This is a genomic window from Streptomyces sp. NPDC057638, from assembly GCF_042800315.1.
GTDB lineage: Bacteria > Actinomycetota > Actinomycetes > Streptomycetales > Streptomycetaceae > Streptomyces.
This window is the reverse complement of sequence record NZ_JBHVHF010000020.1, coordinates 1-17,562: the sequence shown is the minus strand read 5'-3', so window position 1 is coordinate 17,562 and position 17,562 is coordinate 1. Positions and strand designations below refer to the sequence as shown.

Genomic DNA, 17,562 nt, shown 5'->3' with positions numbered 1-17,562 from the left:
TGTGCGTACGATCGGACCGGAACCCGCCCGGCGGCCGGGCCGCCGGAGAACGGCCCGGGCGGCGAGCGGGATCCGGCACGCGCCATGACGGCGGCCGCGACGGCCACGAACGGCCACGAACGGCCACGAACGGCCACGAACAGGGTCGGCCGCCGCCACCCGCCCCGGCCGGGGCACCGCGCCCGGGTCTGGGAGAGCCTCCGCAGACCGCCGAGACCGACGAAGTGGGAGCGCCGTGTTCTACCACCTGCTGAAGCACGTCGTCCTGGGGCCATTGCTGAAGCTGCTGTTCCGTCCTCGGATCGAGGGCCTGGAACACATTCCCGAGGAGGGCGCGGCGATCATCGCGGGAAACCATCTGTCCTTCTCGGACCACTTCCTGATGCCCGCGATCCTCAGACGGCGGATCACCTTCCTGGCCAAGGCGGAGTACTTCACCGGCCCGGGGGTGAAGGGCCGGCTGACCGCCGCGTTCTTCCGCAGCGCCGGTCAGATCCCGGTGGACCGCTCCGGCAAGGAGGCCGGGCGGGCGGCGATCCGCGAGGGCCTGGGCGTGCTCGCCAAGGGGGAGCTGCTCGGCATCTACCCGGAGGGCACCCGCTCCCACGACGGGCGGCTCTACAAGGGCAAGGTCGGGGTCGCGGTGATGGCGCTGACGGCGGGGGTGCCGGTGGTCCCCTGCGCGATGGTGGGCACCTTCGAGATCCAGCCCCCCGGCCAGGTGCTGCCGAGGATCCGCCGGGTCACGGTCCGCTTCGGCGAGCCGCTGGACTTCTCCCGGTACGCGGGGATGGAGAACGAGAGGACGGCGGTCCGCGCGGTCACGGACGAGATCATGTACGCGATCCTCACCCTCTCCGGACAGGAGTACGTGGACCGGTACGCGGCCGAGGTGAAGGCGGAGCTGGAACAGACGAAGAAGAAGTGAGGAGGGAGTGAGGCAGGAGCGGGGCGGAGGGCGGCGGCCCCTTCCTGAGCCCGGGGCACCTGTGACGGATCGCGCCGGGCCCGCGCGTCCCGTCGCCCGGCATCCGTTCAGGGCCCGGCCGCGTCCAGCAGCCCCCGCAGTGCCCGCGCGTCCGGCGCCACCGCCGTGACCAGGTAGGCGGGGCCCGCCAGCGGAGTGAGTACGGCGCTGTCGCCGAACGTCCGTGGCGCGGGCGGCCGGCCGGCCAGCGCGGGGTCGACCACCAGCAGCTGGCCCACGGCCCGGTGCCCGCCGAGGACCGCGCCGCCGTCCCAGCCGGGCGCTCCCGGACCGTACCGGGTCTCCTGGTCGAGCAGCGGGCGTCCGGCGCGGCGCACGGTGAGCCGGGCGGCGAGATCACCGGGCGGCTCGCCGTACCGGCCGAGGATCTGCTCCTCGCGCAGCACGAGCCGGGCGCCCGCCGCCAGCGTCACCTCGGTGCGGGCCCGCAGCGCGCTGCCGTGGGCCGAGATGAGCTGCTGGGGCAGCCAGCGCAGTTCGGCGCCGTCGGCGATCCGCAGCCGTACGTCGTAGTGGGCGGGCGCGCCCCCTGGCCCCGGCAGGGCGAGGGTGGCGGCGGCGGTGGTGACCTCCAGCAGGGCCCCCTCCGCCACCTCGGCCTCGACGGTGAGCCGGTCACCGCCCAGGGGCGCGCTCATCGCGCCGACGAGGGTGACCCGGGAGTGCGCGCGGTCGGCGCCGCCGCGGGTACGGCGCGGCGCCAGGGGCCCCTCACCGCGCAGGACCGGCACTCCCTCGCGGGTGGCGACGATCCGCGCGGTCGCCCGTACCCCGGTGCGCGGACGGTCGCTCACCCGGCCCACGCGGCGAGCCGTCCGGTGATCCACGCGGCGACCGGGCCGACCCCGCCGCCGTGGCCGCCCTCCTCCCCCGCCCCGCGCAGCGAGGTGAAGACGACGGGCAGTTCCCCGCGCTGCTCCCTCGCGTCGCGCGCCATCCGGCCGAGGTCGGAACCGACATGGGGGGCCAGATCGGTCTTGTTGACGACGAGGAGGTCGGCGGTGGTGACCCCGGGGCCGCCCTTGCGCGGGATGTCGTCCCCGCCCGCGACGTCGATGACGAAGATCTGGGCGTCGACCAGCCCGCGCGAGAAGGTCGCGGTCAGATTGTCCCCGCCGGATTCCACGAGGACCAGGTCGAGCGGTCCCGTCTCCTCCTCCAGTTCCTCGACCGCTTCCAGGTTGGCCGAGATGTCGTCGCGGATCGCGGTGTGGGGGCAGGCCCCGGTCTCCACGGCCCGGATCCGCTCGGCGGGCAGCACGGCCGCCCGCAGCAGGAACTCGGCGTCCTCCCGGGTGTAGATGTCGTTGGTCACCACCCCGATCTCGTACCGTCCGCGCAGTGCCGCGCAGAGCGCGGCCACGGTCGCCGTCTTCCCTGATCCCACGGGCCCCCCGAGCCCCACCCGCAGCGCCCTGCGCCGCCCGTCGGGCCGCCGGGCGTCGGCGCTGATGGCCTCGGGGTGCTCACGGGTGTGGTGGAGATGCATGGGGTGCTCCTCGGGTTTGTGACCAGACAGGTGGTGGTGTCGGTACGGGGGGCCGCGGCCCTCCGTACGCAGGCGCGTACGGGCGCGGGCACGGGGTTCGCGCGGCGGCGCCCGGCGTCACGAGGCGAACAGCCGGACCGGCCAGGCCGCGTGCTGTTCGGCCGTGATGTCGAGCAGGGGCGCGGAGGCGGCGGGCAGCGCCGGGATGCCCCCGCGCGCTGCGGCGGTGGCGCGGGCCGCCGTCTCGTCCAGCTCCGGTGCGAGAGCGGCGAGGACGGCCGTGGCCTCGAACGGATCGAGCCCCAGCAGCCGGACGGCGGCGGTCGCCGGGGAACTGACGGACTCGTAGACGGCGCAGTGGGCGGCGTCCCCGGGCCCCAGACCGGCGGCGCGGGCGGTCAGCCCGAGGACGACGGGCTGATGGGCGCCGCGCGGCCGGGCGGCGGCGAGCGCGTCGAGTTCCGCGCTGGGCCAGACGGCGCGGGCGGCACGCGTGAGCTGCCGGCCCAGCCGCCGGGCCACCGCGCGCAGCGCGGGTGAGGGGGTGCGGGCGTCGGCCGCCTCGTCCAGGTCCAGCGGATCCTCCTCCCCCAGCGCGGCGGCGGCCGCGAGGGCCGCCGAGGTGAGTCCGGCGGTGTGCAGCCGCCCCTGGCAGAAGGCGGCGAGTCCGGCCGCGTCACGGACCCGGCCCGCCGCGACGGCGGCCTCGACCCCGCCGGAGTGGGCGTGACCTCCCGCGGGGAACCGCCCGTCGGCGAGGACGAGCAGGGCGGCACGGGCGTTCATGATCACCTCGACGGGCTCGGGGCGGGGCGGGGCGGGGCGGCGGGACGACGCTCGGTGGTCGGGCCGGGAAGAGGACCGGGAGGAGCGACCGGAGGGACAGGATTCAGAAGAGGAAGTAGCGCTGGGCCATCGGCAGTTCGGCGGCGGGCTCGGGCTCGACCCGTTCGCCGTCGATGGTCACCGTGAAGGTGTCCGCGTCGACCTCGACCCGGGGCAGCGCGTCGTTCTCCCGCATATCCGCCTTGCCGAGCCGCCGGGTGCTGGTGATGGGGACACAGGGCTTCGCCAGGCCCAGCCGTTCGGCCAGCCCGTCCTCGATCGCCGCCGCCGAGGTGAAGGTGAGCGAGCCGTGCGCGGCGGCCCGCCCCAGCGCGCCGAACATGGGCCGGGGGAAGACCGGCTGCGGAGTGGGGATGGAGGCGTTGGCGTCGCCCATCTGGGCGTGGGCGATCTGGCCGCCCTTGAGCACCAGCAGCGGGCGGACACCGAAGAAGGCGGGCTCCCACAGCACCAGGTCGGCGAGTTTCCCGGGCTCCACCGAGCCGATATGGCGGTCGAGGCCCTGGGCGACGGCGGGGTTGATGGTGTACTTCGCGACGTAGCGCCGGATGCGGTGGTTGTCGGCGCGCCCGTCCCCGGGCAGGGCGCCACGGCGGCGCTTCATCACATGCGCGGTCTGCCAGGTGCGCAGCACCACCTCGCCGATCCGGCCCATGGCCTGGGAGTCGGAGGAGATGATCGAGATCGCGCCGAGGTCGTGCAGGATGTCCTCGGCCGCGATGGTGGAGGGCCGGATCCGGGACTCGGCGAAGGCGAGGTCCTCGGGGACGGCCGGGTTGAGGTGGTGACAGACCATCAGCATGTCGAGGTGCTCCTCGACGGTGTTGACGGTGTGCGGCCGGGTCGGATTGGTGGAGCTGGGCAGCACATGGGGCGCGCCGACGACCGTGATGATGTCGGGCGCGTGCCCTCCGCCCGCGCCCTCGGTGTGGTAGGCGTGCAGGGTGCGGCCCGCGACGGCGGCGAGGGTGTCCTGGACGAATCCGGCCTCGTTGAGGGTGTCGGTGTGGATGGCGAGCTGGACCCCGGTCTCCTCACAGACCCCCAGACAGGTGTCGATGACGGCGGGGGTGGCCCCCCAGTCCTCATGGATCTTGAACCCGACCGCCCCGCCCCGGAGTTGGGAGTGGAGGGCGTCCCGTGAGGTGGTGCTGCCCTTGCCGAGCAGCCCGATGTTCACGGGCTGGCCGTCGAGCGCCTCCAGCATCCGGGCGAGATGCCAGGGACCGGGGGTGACGGTGGTCGCCTTGCTCCCCTCGGCGGGGCCGGTGCCGCCGCCCACGAGCGTGGTGACACCGGTGGCCAGGGCCTGTTCGATCAGGGTGGGCGAGATGAAGTGGACATGGGCGTCGACGGCACCCGCCGTGACGATCCTGCCGTTGCCCGAGATGATCTCGGTCTCGGGTCCGACCACCAGCTCCGGGTGGACCCCGTCCATGGTGTCCGGGTTGCCCGCCTTGCCGATGCCGGTGATCCGGCCGTCACGGATGCCGATGTCGGCCTTGACCACACCCCAGTGGTCGATGATCACCGCGCCGGTGATCACGGTGTCGGGCGCGCCGTCGGCGCGCGCGGCGCGGGCCTGGCCCATGGACTCCCGCAGCACCTTGCCGCCGCCGAAGACGGCCTCGTCGCCCGCGCGGCCGGGGCCACCGCAGCGGTCCTCCTCGATCTCGGCGAGGAGATCGGTGTCGGCGAGCCTGATCCGGTCACCCGTGGTGGGTCCGTAGAGGTCGGCGTAGGCCACCCGGTCCAGCTCAGCCATCGAGCGGCCCTCCCGTCTCGCCGCGCAGTCCGGGCACGATCCGCCGTCCGCCGATGGGGACGAGGGCGACCTCCACCGGGATCCCGGGCTCACAGCGCACGGCGGTGCCCGCCGGGATGTCGAGCCGTCGTCCCCGCGCGGCGGCGCGGTCGAAGTCGAGGCCCGGATTGGCCTCCGCGAAGTGGTAGTGGGAGCCGATCTGCACGGGCCGGTCGGCCGTGTTGACGACGACGAGGGTGATGCGCGCGGCCTGGTGACCCGCGTTGAGCGGGACCGGCGTATCGGCGTGGAGGATCTCCCCGGGGATCATCGGCGCGGCCCGCTCAGACGATGGGGTGGTGGACGGTGACGAGCTTGGTTCCGTCCGGGAAGGTCGCCTCGACCTGGACGTCATGGATCATCTCGGGCACGCCCTCCATGACCTCGGCGCGCCGCACGACCTCCCGTCCTGAGGCCATCAGATCGGCGACGGACCGCCCGTCGCGGGCGCCTTCGAGGACATGGGCGGTGATGAGGGCGACCGTCTCGGGGTGGTTGAGCGGCACCCCGCGCGCCCGGCGGCGCTCGGCGACGTCGGCGGCCACATGGATCAGCAGTCGCTCGCGCTCGTGCGGGGAGAGTCTCATCCGTCCACCTCACTGTCCGTCCGGCCTCCGGCGGGCCGGGGTGAACGGTAGGCGGGGAGTTTTTCGTCCGCGTTAACTGTCGTTCGCGAGAGGGACGGGAGGGACGGGAGGGACCGGAGCCGGGGCGGGCGCGGAAGGCCACGGGAGCCGGGGCGGGGCGGGAGCCGGGGCGGGGCCCGCGGTACGGGCTCGCCGTGTTCTCGCGGCACCGGTCCGCCCGCCCTGCCGCGCGGCGGCCCTCAACCGCCCGGGTCACCCCCCTCAGAGGAACGGCGTGACACCGCCGTACGGATCATCCGCCGCCCGGCACGTCGGGGCGGCGGTGTTCGGCCGTGAGACCGAAGCGGGACCGTTCGGCGGGGGCGCCGGGGGTGACCCGGCTCAGGGTGGAGATGGTGCCGACGATCTGCTCCCCCGCCGCCTCCGGCTGCTCTTCGAGCCGCTCCAGATCGGCGGCGGAGACCAGCGCCACCAGCGGCTTACCGTGCCGGGTCACCACGACGCGCTCACCGCCGTACACCACGCGGTTGATCAGATCGGCGAGCTCCGCTCGGGCTTGCGTCACCGGAATCTCGTAGGCCATGCCCCCAGCTTAATCGGCGACGCCGGGCACCACACCGGTCATGACCGCCTTTGAATTCGCAGGTCAGCGGCGGTTTGGCCGGGAAACGGCAGCGCGCGGTGGCGCGAAGGGGCCAACCGGCCCCGACCTTGCCCGTCCGGCCCCGGCCCCGCGCGCCCGGCCCCGGCCGCACTCCGGCCGGGCAGCCCGTCCCGGACTCCTGTCCGGAAAACCCCTTCCCCCATTCTGTACGTCCTGTACATTTTTTACGCCGAGACGAAGGAGACGTCATGCACCGCCCCGCCGCGCGCCATGTCCTGCCGGAGTTCACCGAGCGCACCTCCCAGGGGGTGCGCACCCTCGACCCCTACTCCAAGCTGCTGGCGGAACGCATCGTCATGCTCGGGACCGCTGTCGACGACACGGCGGCCAACGACGTCATCGCCCAACTCCTCTACCTGGAGTACGCCCAGCCGGACCGGCACCTCTCGCTGTACGTCAACTCCCCCGGCGGCTCGCTCCAGGCGATGACCGCCATCTACGACACCATCCAGCTCATCCGGTGCGATGTGGAGACCGTCTGCCTCGGACAGGCGGCCGGGGAGGCGGCGCTGCTGATCGCGGCGGGCACCCCGGGGATGCGAATGGCGCTGCCGGGCGCGCGGATCATCCTGCGCCAGCCCGCGCTCGGCGAGCCGGTGGACGGACAGCCCTCCGATCTGGAGGTCCAGGCCGCCGAGCTGCTCCGGCTCCGGGCGCAGCTCGCCGGACTGCTGGCCCGGCACACCGGACGGACGGCGGAGCGGGTCGCCGACGACCTGGAGCGGGACCGGTTCCTGACCGCCGGGGCGGCCCTGGAGTACGGACTGGTGGACCAGGTCGTCTCCCGGCGGCCCGGCACCGCCGGGGCCCGGTGAGGCGGCCGTGCCCCCACCCGAACCCCCACCACTGCCCGCGCTGACCCGGGCCGAGGGCGAGCTGGTCGACGGCTTTCTCGCCGTCGTGGACCTGGTGGGCCGGATCAACCCGGCCCGCACCGAGCACACCTACGGCGCGCTGCGCGCGGCGCAGGCCCTGGTCGGCCGGGCGACGGCGCTCCGGGACGCCCTGGAGCTGATGCACCGGCGGGGCGAGAGCGAGCTGCACCGGGAGACGCTGGCGCGGGCGCTGCGGGTCCTCGACGGCGAGCGCCGGGCCCGCCGGGTCACCGTGCCCCCGCGGGAGGGTGACTGAGCCCGCGGTCAACCGCCGTCCGGGTGATCGCGAAACTCCCCCGTTCGATGGATCCGACGGATGGCCAGGGGCGGTCTCCGAGTTGCGACGCGGTAGGGATCGGCGCGCGGCGAGGTATCCGGAATGCCCTATTCCGCAGCCGATGTGGGCAGGCTGCCCCGTCGGGCGGGACAAGCCGCCGAGCCCGCGCCTCCCCCTGTCCACTCCAACGGACGAAGGGTGTGAAAACTCACATACCGCCGTTTCCAGCCGGATATTTGACGGCGCGTGGGTCAAGATCCGTGGGACGACAAGCCCCCGTCACCTCGGCGGGGCGGTCCGGGCGGACGCCGAGTCCTGCCGCCGCTTCGGACGACTGGTCGACAGCAGTGGACGGCAGGAGTGGAGGACCCAGGCAGTACCGGGGCGCCGCCGGACATCCGGCGGGTCCCTGGGGTGAAGCCGCGTACGCGGCCGGGCACCTTCGTCCGCCCGAACCCGACAGGTCACCCTTCACAGGCGGCTGACGAAGGGTTGCGTGCATGAGTACGCAGTACAACGTCCCGTTCCTGATGAGCCGGGCGAGCACCGTCACGGCCCTCACCCTCGCCGCCATGGGCGGCTCCCTGCTCGCCCCGGGCGGCACCTCCGAGGCACACGCCGCGTCGGCCGTCGCGGGCAAGGCGCTCAAGATCGCGGCCTCGAAGAAGGGCTCGCCCTACAAGTACGGCGCGGTGGGGCCGCACCGGTTCGACTGTTCGGGGCTGACCCTCTACTCGTACAAGAAGGCGGGCAAGCGGCTCCCCCGGACGGCACAGCAGCAGTACAACTCCAGCCGCAAGATCTCCTCGAAGTCCCGCCGCGTCGGCGATCTGGTCTTCTTCCACTCCCGCCGGGGCGTCTACCACGTCGGCATCTACGCCGGAAAGGGGAAGATCTGGCACTCGCCCAAGCGGGGTTCCTGGGTGAAGCTGGACAAGATCTGGACCAAGCGCGTCAAGTACGGGCGCATCGGCTGAGGGCACGCGCGCCCCGGGACCGGGGCCGGACCGTTCCCGTACGCGACGGAACGGTCCGCCCGCACGGGTCGGGACGGCCGACGGCGTACGGGACGGGTCCGGCGACGAGGGGCCACCCGGGCCGCCCCGCACCGCTCGGAGCGGGGCGCGGCGCGCCCACCGCCGGTACCACCGTCCCGCCCGCCGTCGGGAAGCGCACCATCGCCCTGCCCGCCCGCATCCGTGGTGGTGCCGTCCGTCCGGGCGGAGCCCACCGGACGCACGGCACTGCTCAAAGCCCCGTCAGCACCGTGTCAGGGCGCGGTCAGGGCGCGGTGGCGACGATGGTGCGGAGGGCCTGGGCGACCTGGTCGTCCGTCAGGTCCGCGCGGGCGGTCAGCCGCAGCCGGGAGATCCCGTCCGGCACCGCGGGCGGCCGGAAGCAGCCGACGGCCAGCCCCGCCTCCCGGCACGCCGCCGCCCAGGCCAGCGCCCCCTCCGGTGAGGGCGCCCGCACCGAGACCACGGCCGCGTCCGGCCGCACCGCGACCAGACCCCGTGCGACCAGACCGTCGTGGAGCGCGGACGCCACCGCCCGTACCCGTGCCGCCCGCTCCGGCTCGCGGCGCAGCAGCCGCAGGGAGGCGAGGGCCGCCCCGGCGGCGGCCGGGGCCAGCCCCGTGTCGAAGATGAAGGAGCGCGCGGTGTTGACGAGATGGTCGATGACCCGCGCGGGGCCGAGCACCGCGCCACCCTGACTGCCGAGCGCCTTGGAGAGGGTGAGGGTGGCCACCACGCCGGGGGCGCCCGCGAGCCCGGCCCCGGCCAGCGCGCCCCGGCCGCCCTCGCCCAGGACCCCGAGGCCGTGCGCCTCGTCCACCAGCAGTGCCGCGCTCCGCTCCCGGCAGATCGCGGCGAGTTCGGTGAGGGGGGCCGCGTCCCCGTCGACGGAGAAGACCGCGTCGGTCACCACGAGCCCCCGCCACCCGGGATGGGCCTCCAGGGTCTTGCGCACCGCCTCGGGGGCGGCGTGCGGGACGATCGCCGTCTCCGCGCGGGAGAGCCGGCAACCGTCCACGATCGAGGCGTGGTTGGCGGCGTCGGAGACCACGAGCGAGCCCCGGCCGCTGAGCGCGGTCACGGCGGCGAGGTTGGCGGCGTAACCGGAGGAGAACACCAGGGCGGCCTCGAACCCGCAGAAGGCGGCCAGTTCCGTTTCGAGTTCGGCGTGGAGCGCGGTGGATCCGGTGACCAGCCGGGAGCCGGTGGCACCCGCCCCCCAGCGGCGGGCGGCCCCGGCGGCGGCCTCGGTGACCTCGGGGTGCCGGGTGAGGCCGAGGTAGTCGTTCCCGGCCAGGTCCAGCAGCGGGGAGTCGGCCGGGCGCGGGCGCAGGCTCCGCACCAGGCCCGCCCGTTCACGGCGGCGCGACTCGTCGTCGATCCAGTCGAATGGGTCCTCGGTCATAGGGGTCCGGTCCTCTGTCGGGTCTGACGGTTCGTTGAGGGGCGCGGGCACGGTCCCGGGCGGCGGCGGGCTCGGGAGGCCGGGTTCCACGGCGGTGGATCCCGTCACCGTGCCGGGCGGGGTGGCGGATCGGTGTGCCTGGCGTACGGGGACGGACGGACGGGCGGGCGGAACGGAGGTCTCGTCCGGGTGATCACCACGGAACGGAAGGGATGGTCGGCGATCGAACGTACGGGTGGGCCGGAACGGGATGGATGGGCGACAGACGGCGATGGAACGGACAGGTGGCGGGCGGGCACCCGACCGGCGGGACCCGGCGCGCGAGGTGGCGTACGCCGCCCGCACCAGGCCGCCACCACCGGAAACCTCCTGGAGCCAGCGCACAGACCCTAGCCGGGGTCACTCAAGGAGCGGATGTGGCCATACACACACCTCATTGGCGGTCTCTTGTGGGTTTCCACCTTCCGTCCGCCCCGCGGCGTAGGTCAGGATCGGCGCCATGGACCTGCTGAACACGCTGGTGGACAAGGGGCTCCGGCGCGAGACGCCGACCCGTGAAGAGGCGCTCGCCGTCCTGGCGACGTCCGATGACGAGTTGCTCGACGTGGTGGCCGCGGCGGGCAAGGTGCGCCGTCAGTGGTTCGGCCGCCGGGTGAAGCTGAACTACCTGGTCAACCTGAAGTCCGGGCTCTGCCCCGAGGACTGCTCGTACTGCTCTCAGCGGCTCGGTTCGAAGGCCGGGATCCTCAAGTACACCTGGCTCAAGCCCGAAGAGGCATCCGAGGCCGCCGCGGCCGGGGTCGCCGGCGGCGCCAAGCGGGTCTGTCTGGTCGCCAGCGGCCGGGGTCCCACCGACCGCGACATCGACCGGGTCTCCCAGACCATCGAGACCATCAAGGAGCAGAACGAGGGCGTCGAGGTCTGCGCCTGTCTCGGACTGCTCTCGGCGGGCCAGGCCGAACGGCTCCGCGACGCGGGCGCCGACGCCTACAACCACAACCTCAACACCTCCGAGGCCACCTACGGCGAGATCACCACCACCCACACCTACGCCGACCGGGTCGACACGGTCCACCAGGCGCAGGCCGCGGGGCTCTCCGCCTGTTCCGGGCTGATCGCGGGCATGGGCGAGAGCGACGAGGACCTCGTGGACGTGGTCTTCTCGCTGCGGGAACTCGACCCGGACTCCGTCCCGGTGAACTTCCTCATCCCCTTCGAGGGCACCCCGCTGGCCAAGGAGTGGAACCTCACCCCGCAGCGGTGTCTGCGGATCCTGGCGATGGTCCGGTTCGTCTGCCCGGACGTGGAGGTACGGATCGCGGGCGGGCGCGAGGTGCACCTGCGCAGCCAGCAGCCCCTGGCGCTGCACCTGGCCAACTCGATCTTCCTCGGTGACTACCTCACCAGTGAGGGCCAGGCCGGTCAGGCCGACCTCGACATGATCAAGGACGCCGGGTTCGAGGTCGAGGGCGCGGGCACCACCACCCTGCCCACCCACCGCGCCGACGCGCTGGCGGCCGCCGTATCGGGGGCGGGATGCGGGACGAAGGCCGCCGCCCCGGCCGGTGGCGGCTGCGGCTCGCACACCGAGGCGGGCGGGGGCTGTGGTTCCCACGCCGGGGCGGGCGGCGGCTGCGGACCCTGCGGCGGTCATGCCCCGGCCCCCGCCGAGGAGGCCGCGCCCAGCCCCCGTACCGACCTGGTGACCGTGCGCCGACGCGGCGCGGGCACCGATCTCGCCCCCAACGCCTGAGATGGCCGTGTTCACCGGAGGGCCCGAGAAATCCGCGGCGTCCACGGCGCGGGCCGGGTCCGCGCGGCTCACCGCCGCCGAGCTGACCGCGCTCGACCGGGCGCACGTCTGGCATCCGTACGGTCCGATGCCCGGTCTGGTCGACCCGCTGGTGGTCGAGTCCGCCGCCGGGGTACGGCTGCGGCTCGCCGAGCCGGCGCACGGCCGCCGCGAACTGCTGGACGGCATGTCCTCGTGGTGGGCGGCGATCCACGGCTACAACCACCCGGTCCTCAACGAGGCCGTGCGGGGCCAGGTGGACCGGATGAGCCATGTGATGTTCGGCGGGCTCACCCATGAGCCCGCCGTCCGGCTGGCGACCTCGCTGATCGAGGTCGTCCCGGAGCCGCTGCGCCATGTCTTCCTCTCCGACTCCGGTTCGGTGGCGGTCGAGGTCGCCGTCAAGATGTGCCTCCAGTACTGGCGCTCGGTCGGACGGCCGCAGAAGCGGCGGCTGCTGACCTGGCGCGGCGGCTACCACGGCGACACCTGGCAGCCGATGGCGGTCTGCGACCCGGACGGCGGGATGCACCAGCTGTGGTCGGGCGTCCTGCCGGAGCAGATCTTCGCCGCCGCGCCGCCCGCCGAGTACGACGAGTCGTACGCCGAGCACCTGCGGGAGCTGATCGCCCGGCACGCCGACGAGCTGGCCGCCGTGATCGTCGAACCGGTGGTGCAGGGCGCGGGCGGCATGCGGTTCCACTCCCCGCGCTATCTGCGGGTGCTGCGGGAGGCGTGTGACGACGCGGGGGTGCTGCTCGTCTTCGACGAGATCGCCACCGGCTTCGGCCGCTCCGGCACCCTCTTCGCGGCCGAGCAGGGCGGTGTCTGCCCGGACGTCATGTGTCTGGGGAAGGCGCTGACCGGCGGCTATCTCTCGATGGCCGCGACCCTGTGCACCCCACGGGTGGCCGAGGGCATCTCACGCGGCGAGGTCCCGGTCCTGGCGCACGGCCCCACCTTCATGGCCAACCCGCTGGCCGCCGCCGTCGCCTGTGCCTCCCTCGACCTGCTGCTCTCCCGGGACTGGCGGGGCGAGGTCGCCGGTCTGGAGGCGGGGCTGCGCGAGGGGCTGGCCGAGGCGGCCGAACTGCCCGGGGTCAAGGACGTACGGGTCCTCGGCGGCATCGGCGTGGTCCAGCTCGACCATCCGGTCGACATGGGCGCGGCGACCGAGGCGGCCGTACGGGCCGGGGTGTGGCTGCGGCCCTTCCGCGATCTGGTCTATGTGATGCCGCCGTATGTGATGGGCGCGGAGGACCTGGCCCAGGTCTGCCGTGGTGTCCTCGCGGCGGCCCGCGCGGGCTGACCCGCCTGGGCCGGGGTCGCCGAGTCCCGCCTGGTCGGCGTCCGGCCCCCTGGGCCCTGCGGCCCGGGTGGTGCCCCCTCCCTGGGCCCTGCGGCCCGAGACGGTACCCCCGGCCCTGGGCCCCTGCGACCCGAGGCAGTACCCCCGCCCCTGGCCCCTGCGACCCGAGGCAGTACCCCGCCCCCTGGGCCCTGCGGCCCGAGACGGTACCCCCCGCCTCTGGGCCCTGAGGTCCCGGTGGGGATGCCCCGGCGTTGTCGGCATCGCACCCCGTACGCCCCCGTACGGGGTGAACCCGCACGCCCCCACCGCACCGAACGACAGCACCACCCCCAGAGAGGCACCATGACCGTCATCGTCGTGTCCGGCACCGGCACCGAGATCGGGAAGACCGTCGTCACGGCCGGGCTCACGGCCCTGGCCCGCGCCCGTGGCCGGCGGGTCGCCGTCGTCAAACCCGCCCAGACCGGTATCGCCCCGGACCAGCCCGGCGACCTCGCCGAGGTGGCCCGGCTCGGCGGTGCGGTCAGCGGGCTGGAGCTGGCCCGGTACCCGGAGCCGCTCGCCCCCGCCACCGCCGCCCGCCGTGCCGGGCTTCCCGGGCTGGGCCCGGACGCCATCGCCGAGGCGGTGACGGGTCTCACCGCCGACCATGACCTGGTGCTGGTGGAGGGCGCGGGCGGGCTGCTGGTCCACTTCGACGCCGAGGGCTCCACGCTCGCCGACGCGGCCCGGCTGCTGGCGGCGCCCGTCCTCGTGGTCGCCCCGGCCGGGCTCGGCACGCTCAACTCGGTCGCGCTGACCGGTGAGGCGCTGCGGGCGCGCGGGCTGGAGCAGCTCGGGGTGGTCGTCGGCGCCTGGCCCGCCGCACCGGACCTGGCGGCGCGCTGCAATCTGGCGGATCTGCCGGTCTGTGCGGGCGCGCCGCTGCTGGGCGCGGTTCCCGAGGGCGCCGGGCGGCTCGACCCGGAGGGTTTCCGGGCCCGGGCCGCCGACTGGTTCACCCCGGCACTCGGCGGCGGCTGGGACGGTCACTCCTTTCCCGCCCCGGTCGGCTGAACCGGCCCGGCGGCCTGGTCCGGCCCGGCGGCCCGCCCCGGTCGGCCTGGCTGACCCGACCGGTTGGCTGACCCGGGCCACCCGGCCCGGCCCCTCCGTACCGTCCCCCCGTACCGCCCTTCGCACCGTCCCTCCGTACCGGCCCGACGTCACCCCACCCGCGTCCGCCGCCCCTCCCGTCAGCCCGCTCTCGTACCGGGAAAGTCCCTGGCAGCGGCGGTGCGGACCGTGCTTGGCTCCTCTCCATGATCGAGATACAGCTACGCGCGGCACGCCCCGACGAGGCCGGGGAGATCCTGCGGCTCTGGGCGGTCGCCGCCAAGGGCACCAGTGTCAGTGATGACGTGGACGGGGTACGGGGCCTGATCGCCCGCGATCCGGAGGCGCTGATCCTGGCCGAGTACGAGGGGCGGCTGATCGGCTCGGTGATCGCCGGGTTCGACGGGTGGCGCTGTTCGCTCTACCGGCTGGCGGTGATCCCCGAGCACCGGGGCCAGGGCATCGCGAAGGCCCTGCTGGGCGCGGCCGAGCGGCGGTTCGCCGCGCTCGGCGGGCGGCGCGGGGACGCGATGGTGCTGGAGGCCAATGAGCTGGCGCACCGGGTGTGGGCCTCCGCCGGGTACCACCGTGAGGACCAGTGGCGACGCTGGGTGAAGCCGCTGGGGACGGGCTGGGACAACGGTGGCGCAGCGGCTCCGGACCAGCCGAGGAGAGCCTGACGGAAGCCGCTCCCGACAGGCTGGGGTGACCTGACGGAAGCCGCTCCCGACAGGCTGGGGTGACCTGGTGGAAGCCGCTCCGGACAAGCTGGGGAGCCGCTGGGGGACGGGCCGGCGGCCGGACCCGTCGTCACGGCGCCGGTCCGGCCCTTCCCGCGATGTCCCTTTGCTGGTCCTTTACGATGGGAGCACCCTTACTCTCCGTACGAAAGGTGTGAGCGTCCGTCCATGGACGAACCTCCCAGTAGCGGACGTCATCGCGTCGGCCGCCGCTCCCCGCTTCCCTGTCCGTTCCGCCGCGGGGCGGTGGTGACCCGATGACAGAAGTGCTCCTTCTGGTCGTGGCACTGCTGCTCTCGCTGGCGTGCGGTGTCTTCGTCGCCGCCGAGTTCTCCCTCACCACCATCGAGCGCTCCGAGCTGGAGGGCGCCGTCCAGCGCGGTGAGCGCGGCGCGGCGAGCGCCCTCAAGGCCGTACGCGGTCTGACCTTCCAGCTCTCCGGGGCCCAGCTGGGCATCACCGTGACCAATCTGGTCGTCGGTATGCTCTCCGAACCCTCGATCGCCAAGATCATCCGTGGTCCGCTCCAGGACCTCGGGATCTCCGAGTCGATCGCCTCCTCGCTGGCCCTCGTCCTCGGTACCGCGCTCTCCACGGTGGTGCTGATGGTCGTCGGTGAGCTGGTGCCGAAGAACTGGGCCATCTCCTCCCCGCTGGCCGTGGCGAAGGTCGTGGCCCCGATGCAGCGGCTCTTCACCGGCGCCTTCAAGCCGCTGATCAGCCATCTCAACAACACCGCCAACCGCATCCTGCGCCGGCTCGGCTTCGAGCCGACCGAGGAGCTGGCCTCCGCGCGCAGCCCGCAGGAGCTGGTGGCGCTCGCCCGTCACTCCGCGAAGGAGGGCGCGCTGGAGGCGGACACGGCCGAGCTGTTCGTCCGCACCCTGAGCCTGGCGGAGCTGACCGCCGAGAACGTGATGACCCCCCGGGTCCAGGTCACCGCCCTGGAGACACAGGCCACGGCGGAGGACGTCGCCAACGCCACCCGGGCCACCGGTCTCTCCCGTTTCCCCGTCTACCGGGGCAATCTCGACACCGTCGTCGGGATCGCGCACATCAAGGACGTCCTGGCGGTCCCGGCCGCCGAGCGGCCGCGCACCAGCGTGGCCCAGATCCTGCGCGAACCCCTGCTGGTGCCGGAGACCCTCACGGTCGACCGGCTGATGGACCGTCTCGGCGGCCGTTCCACCATGGCCGTCGTCATCGACGAGTACGGCGGCACGGCCGGTGTGGTCACGATGGAGGACATCGTCGAGGAGGTCGTCGGCGAGGTACGGGACGAACACGACCCGCAGGAGACGCCCGACCTGGCGGCCGCGGGCCGGGACGCCGACGGGCGCTCGCTCTGGTCCGCCGACGGCGCCGCCCGTACCGACCAGCTGGAGCGGGTGGGTCTGAAGGTGCCCGAGGGGCCCTACGAGACGCTGGCGGGACTGGTCGCCACCGAGCTGGGGCGGATCCCGGCCGAGGGCGACCGTATCGATCTGGAGGGCTGGCGGCTCGACGTGGTCGACGCCTCCGGACGGCGTGCGGCGCGCGTCCTGATGCACGCGCCTGACACCGTCACCAGCGCCGACGCCGGGGCCTCCCCCGCCTCCGGTGTCCCGTCGAGCACACGGGAGGGTGAGCGATGACCGCGATCCAGTTGCTGATCGGTCTGCTGACCCTGGTGGTCAACGCGTTCTTCGTCGGGGCCGAGTTCGCCCTGATCTCGGTCCGGCGCAGCCAGATCGAGCCCGCCGCCGAGGCGGGCGACCGGCGCGCCCGCAGTGTGCTGTGGGGCCTGGAGCATGTCTCGGCGCTGCTGGCGGCGGCACAGCTCGGCATCACGCTCTGCACCCTGGTGTTGGGTATCGTCGCCGAGCCCGCCATCGCCCATCTGCTGGAGCCGGTCTTCCACTCCCTGGGCGTGCCCGAGGGGGCGATCCATCCGATCTCGTTCGTGATCGCGCTGGCGCTCGCCACCTATCTGCATATGCTCCTGGGCGAGATGGTGCCGAAGAACATCGCCCTGGCCGAGCCGGAGCGCAGCGCGCTGCTCCTGGGTCCGCCGCTGGTGGCCGTGGCCCGTGGTCTGCGGCCGGTGATCTTCACCATCAACGCCTTCGCCAACACCCTGCTGAGGCTGTTGCGGGTGGAGACGAAGGACGAGGTGGCGGCGACCTACTCGGATGACGAGCTGTCGCGGATGGTCTCGGACGCGGGTGACGCCGGACTGCTGGACGACCGCGCGACCGAGCGGCTGAGGGACGCGCTGGAGCTGGGCCGCCGCCCGGTCCGCGATGTCGTGATGCCGGTCGAGCGGGTGGTGTCGGCCCGGGTGGGCACGACGCCGGAGCAGTTGGAACTGCTGTCGGCGGAGTCCGGGTTCTCCCGCTTCCCGGTGATCGACCCCAACCGGAGCATCCTGGGCTATCTCCATGTGAAGGACGCTCTGGACGCCTCCCCGCGCGACGAGGCGTTCCCGGTCTCGGCGCTGCGCCCGATCGCCCGGGTGCGGGCGGCGACCCCGCTGGACGACGTGCTGACGGCGATGCGCCGCAGCAGCACCCATCTGGCGGCCGTGCTCGACGAGGACGGCGAGCCCGCCGGTCTGGTGACGATGGAGGACGTGCTGCGGGAACTGGTCGGCCGCACCGACTGACCGGAACGCGACGCCCGACGGCCCGGAC

The 17,562-nt window shown here is 73.9% G+C and carries 18 protein-coding genes and 1 riboswitch; of the genes, 10 read left to right on the top strand and 8 right to left on the bottom strand.

What is annotated here, in order from left to right; genetic code table 11:
* Positions 1-235 precede the first annotated feature (235 nt).
* The gene (locus ACFVIM_RS05050) at positions 236-928 is read left to right on the top strand and encodes a lysophospholipid acyltransferase family protein (protein WP_384298593.1); all 693 of its coding nucleotides are present in this window, start codon (positions 236-238) and stop codon (positions 926-928) included.
* A 107-nt stretch (positions 929-1,035) separates the two neighbouring features.
* On the opposite strand, the gene ACFVIM_RS05045 is transcribed toward ACFVIM_RS05050, so the two are convergent.
* The 7 genes from ACFVIM_RS05045 to ACFVIM_RS05015 all read right to left on the bottom strand — a co-directional run bounded on the left by ACFVIM_RS05045 (position 1,036) and on the right by ACFVIM_RS05015 (position 6,297).
* Complete coding sequence (locus ACFVIM_RS05045) at positions 1,036-1,782, bottom strand: urease accessory protein UreD (RefSeq protein ID WP_384298590.1); 747 nt, start codon at positions 1,780-1,782, stop codon at positions 1,036-1,038.
* Entirely contained in the window at positions 1,779-2,477 is a 699-nt protein-coding gene (gene ureG / locus ACFVIM_RS05040; RefSeq protein ID WP_384298587.1) for an urease accessory protein UreG, read from the bottom strand. Before ureG ends, ACFVIM_RS05045 begins: the two co-directional genes overlap by 4 nt.
* Positions 2,478-2,594: 117 nt before the next feature.
* Positions 2,595-3,263: an urease accessory protein UreF gene (locus ACFVIM_RS05035; RefSeq protein ID WP_384298585.1), complete on the bottom strand. Its 669-nt coding sequence runs from the start codon at positions 3,261-3,263 to the stop codon at positions 2,595-2,597.
* A 103-nt stretch (positions 3,264-3,366) separates the two neighbouring features.
* Positions 3,367-5,088 carry an urease subunit alpha gene (locus tag ACFVIM_RS05030; protein ID WP_384298584.1) on the bottom strand — a complete coding sequence of 574 codons (1,722 nt, stop codon included), beginning with the start codon at positions 5,086-5,088 and terminating at the stop codon, positions 3,367-3,369.
* The gene (locus tag ACFVIM_RS05025) at positions 5,081-5,398 is read right to left on the bottom strand and encodes an urease subunit beta (RefSeq protein ID WP_384298581.1); all 318 of its coding nucleotides are present in this window, start codon (positions 5,396-5,398) and stop codon (positions 5,081-5,083) included. Before ACFVIM_RS05025 ends, ACFVIM_RS05030 begins: the two co-directional genes overlap by 8 nt.
* Before the next feature lie 13 nt (positions 5,399-5,411).
* Positions 5,412-5,714, bottom strand: a complete 303-nt coding sequence (locus tag ACFVIM_RS05020) for an urease subunit gamma (protein WP_384298580.1) — start codon at positions 5,712-5,714, stop codon at positions 5,412-5,414.
* A gap of 292 nt (positions 5,715-6,006) precedes the next feature.
* Positions 6,007-6,297 (bottom strand): type II toxin-antitoxin system Phd/YefM family antitoxin, encoded by a 291-nt coding sequence (locus tag ACFVIM_RS05015; RefSeq protein WP_384298578.1) that lies wholly within the window; start codon positions 6,295-6,297, stop codon positions 6,007-6,009.
* 269 nt (positions 6,298-6,566) lie between these two features.
* Here ACFVIM_RS05015 and ACFVIM_RS05010 point away from each other — a divergent pair, with 269 nt between their 5' ends.
* The 3 genes from ACFVIM_RS05010 to ACFVIM_RS05000 all read left to right on the top strand — a co-directional run bounded on the left by ACFVIM_RS05010 (position 6,567) and on the right by ACFVIM_RS05000 (position 8,507).
* Positions 6,567-7,193, top strand: coding sequence for an ATP-dependent Clp protease proteolytic subunit (locus ACFVIM_RS05010; protein WP_384298575.1), 627 nt, complete (start codon positions 6,567-6,569; stop codon positions 7,191-7,193).
* A gap of 7 nt (positions 7,194-7,200) precedes the next feature.
* Positions 7,201-7,509, top strand: coding sequence for a hypothetical protein (locus ACFVIM_RS05005; RefSeq protein WP_384298573.1), 309 nt, complete (start codon positions 7,201-7,203; stop codon positions 7,507-7,509).
* A 347-nt stretch (positions 7,510-7,856) separates the two neighbouring features.
* Positions 7,857-8,025, top strand: a riboswitch (cyclic di-AMP (ydaO/yuaA leader).
* Between the two features lie 5 nt (positions 8,026-8,030).
* Positions 8,031-8,507 (top strand): C40 family peptidase, encoded by a 477-nt coding sequence (locus ACFVIM_RS05000; RefSeq protein ID WP_384298571.1) that lies wholly within the window; start codon positions 8,031-8,033, stop codon positions 8,505-8,507.
* A 304-nt stretch (positions 8,508-8,811) separates the two neighbouring features.
* Here ACFVIM_RS05000 and ACFVIM_RS04995 read toward each other — a convergent pair whose 3' ends face one another.
* Positions 8,812-9,951, bottom strand: a complete 1,140-nt coding sequence (locus ACFVIM_RS04995) for an 8-amino-7-oxononanoate synthase (protein WP_384298569.1) — start codon at positions 9,949-9,951, stop codon at positions 8,812-8,814.
* A gap of 499 nt (positions 9,952-10,450) precedes the next feature.
* On the opposite strand from ACFVIM_RS04995, the gene bioB reads away from it, so the two are divergent.
* From bioB to ACFVIM_RS04965, 6 genes are all read left to right on the top strand, one after another.
* Positions 10,451-11,704 carry a biotin synthase BioB gene (gene bioB / locus ACFVIM_RS04990; RefSeq protein WP_384298566.1) on the top strand — a complete coding sequence of 418 codons (1,254 nt, stop codon included), beginning with the start codon at positions 10,451-10,453 and terminating at the stop codon, positions 11,702-11,704.
* 82 nt (positions 11,705-11,786) lie between these two features.
* The gene (locus ACFVIM_RS04985) at positions 11,787-13,052 is read left to right on the top strand and encodes an adenosylmethionine--8-amino-7-oxononanoate transaminase (RefSeq protein ID WP_384298661.1); all 1,266 of its coding nucleotides are present in this window, start codon (positions 11,787-11,789) and stop codon (positions 13,050-13,052) included.
* 345 nt (positions 13,053-13,397) lie between these two features.
* Positions 13,398-14,111, top strand: coding sequence for a dethiobiotin synthase (gene bioD, locus ACFVIM_RS04980; protein WP_384298564.1), 714 nt, complete (start codon positions 13,398-13,400; stop codon positions 14,109-14,111).
* Positions 14,112-14,356: 245 nt separating this feature from the next.
* Positions 14,357-14,830, top strand: coding sequence for a GNAT family N-acetyltransferase (locus ACFVIM_RS04975; protein WP_384298561.1), 474 nt, complete (start codon positions 14,357-14,359; stop codon positions 14,828-14,830).
* 317 nt (positions 14,831-15,147) lie between these two features.
* Complete coding sequence (locus ACFVIM_RS04970; RefSeq protein WP_384298559.1) at positions 15,148-16,524, top strand: hemolysin family protein; 1,377 nt, start codon at positions 15,148-15,150, stop codon at positions 16,522-16,524.
* Positions 16,521-17,534 (top strand): hemolysin family protein, encoded by a 1,014-nt coding sequence (locus ACFVIM_RS04965; RefSeq protein WP_384298558.1) that lies wholly within the window; start codon positions 16,521-16,523, stop codon positions 17,532-17,534. Before ACFVIM_RS04970 ends, ACFVIM_RS04965 begins: the two co-directional genes overlap by 4 nt.
* The last annotated feature ends 28 nt before the right edge of the window (positions 17,535-17,562 follow it).

What these genes read in the sequence shown, in the direction of transcription:
- ACFVIM_RS04975 (WP_384298561.1), top strand. Translation starts at nt 14,357, where the DNA reads ATGATCGAGATACAGCTACGCGCGGCACGCCCCGACGAGGCCGGGGAG.
- ACFVIM_RS04965 (WP_384298558.1), top strand. Translation starts at nt 16,521, where the DNA reads ATGACCGCGATCCAGTTGCTGATCGGTCTGCTGACCCTGGTGGTCAAC.
- ACFVIM_RS05030 (WP_384298584.1), bottom strand. Translation starts at nt 5,088, where the DNA reads ATGGCTGAGCTGGACCGGGTGGCCTACGCCGACCTCTACGGACCCACC.
- ACFVIM_RS05035 (WP_384298585.1), bottom strand. Translation starts at nt 3,263, where the DNA reads ATGAACGCCCGTGCCGCCCTGCTCGTCCTCGCCGACGGGCGGTTCCCC.
- bioB (WP_384298566.1), top strand. Translation starts at nt 10,451, where the DNA reads ATGGACCTGCTGAACACGCTGGTGGACAAGGGGCTCCGGCGCGAGACG.
- ACFVIM_RS04970 (WP_384298559.1), top strand. Translation starts at nt 15,148, where the DNA reads ATGACAGAAGTGCTCCTTCTGGTCGTGGCACTGCTGCTCTCGCTGGCG.
- ureG (WP_384298587.1), bottom strand. Translation starts at nt 2,477, where the DNA reads ATGCATCTCCACCACACCCGTGAGCACCCCGAGGCCATCAGCGCCGAC.
- ACFVIM_RS05010 (WP_384298575.1), top strand. Translation starts at nt 6,567, where the DNA reads ATGCACCGCCCCGCCGCGCGCCATGTCCTGCCGGAGTTCACCGAGCGC.
- ACFVIM_RS05000 (WP_384298571.1), top strand. Translation starts at nt 8,031, where the DNA reads ATGAGTACGCAGTACAACGTCCCGTTCCTGATGAGCCGGGCGAGCACC.
- ACFVIM_RS05020 (WP_384298580.1), bottom strand. Translation starts at nt 5,714, where the DNA reads ATGAGACTCTCCCCGCACGAGCGCGAGCGACTGCTGATCCATGTGGCC.
- bioD (WP_384298564.1), top strand. Translation starts at nt 13,398, where the DNA reads ATGACCGTCATCGTCGTGTCCGGCACCGGCACCGAGATCGGGAAGACC.
- ACFVIM_RS04995 (WP_384298569.1), bottom strand. Translation starts at nt 9,951, where the DNA reads ATGACCGAGGACCCATTCGACTGGATCGACGACGAGTCGCGCCGCCGT.
- ACFVIM_RS05015 (WP_384298578.1), bottom strand. Translation starts at nt 6,297, where the DNA reads ATGGCCTACGAGATTCCGGTGACGCAAGCCCGAGCGGAGCTCGCCGAT.
- ACFVIM_RS05025 (WP_384298581.1), bottom strand. Translation starts at nt 5,398, where the DNA reads ATGATCCCCGGGGAGATCCTCCACGCCGATACGCCGGTCCCGCTCAAC.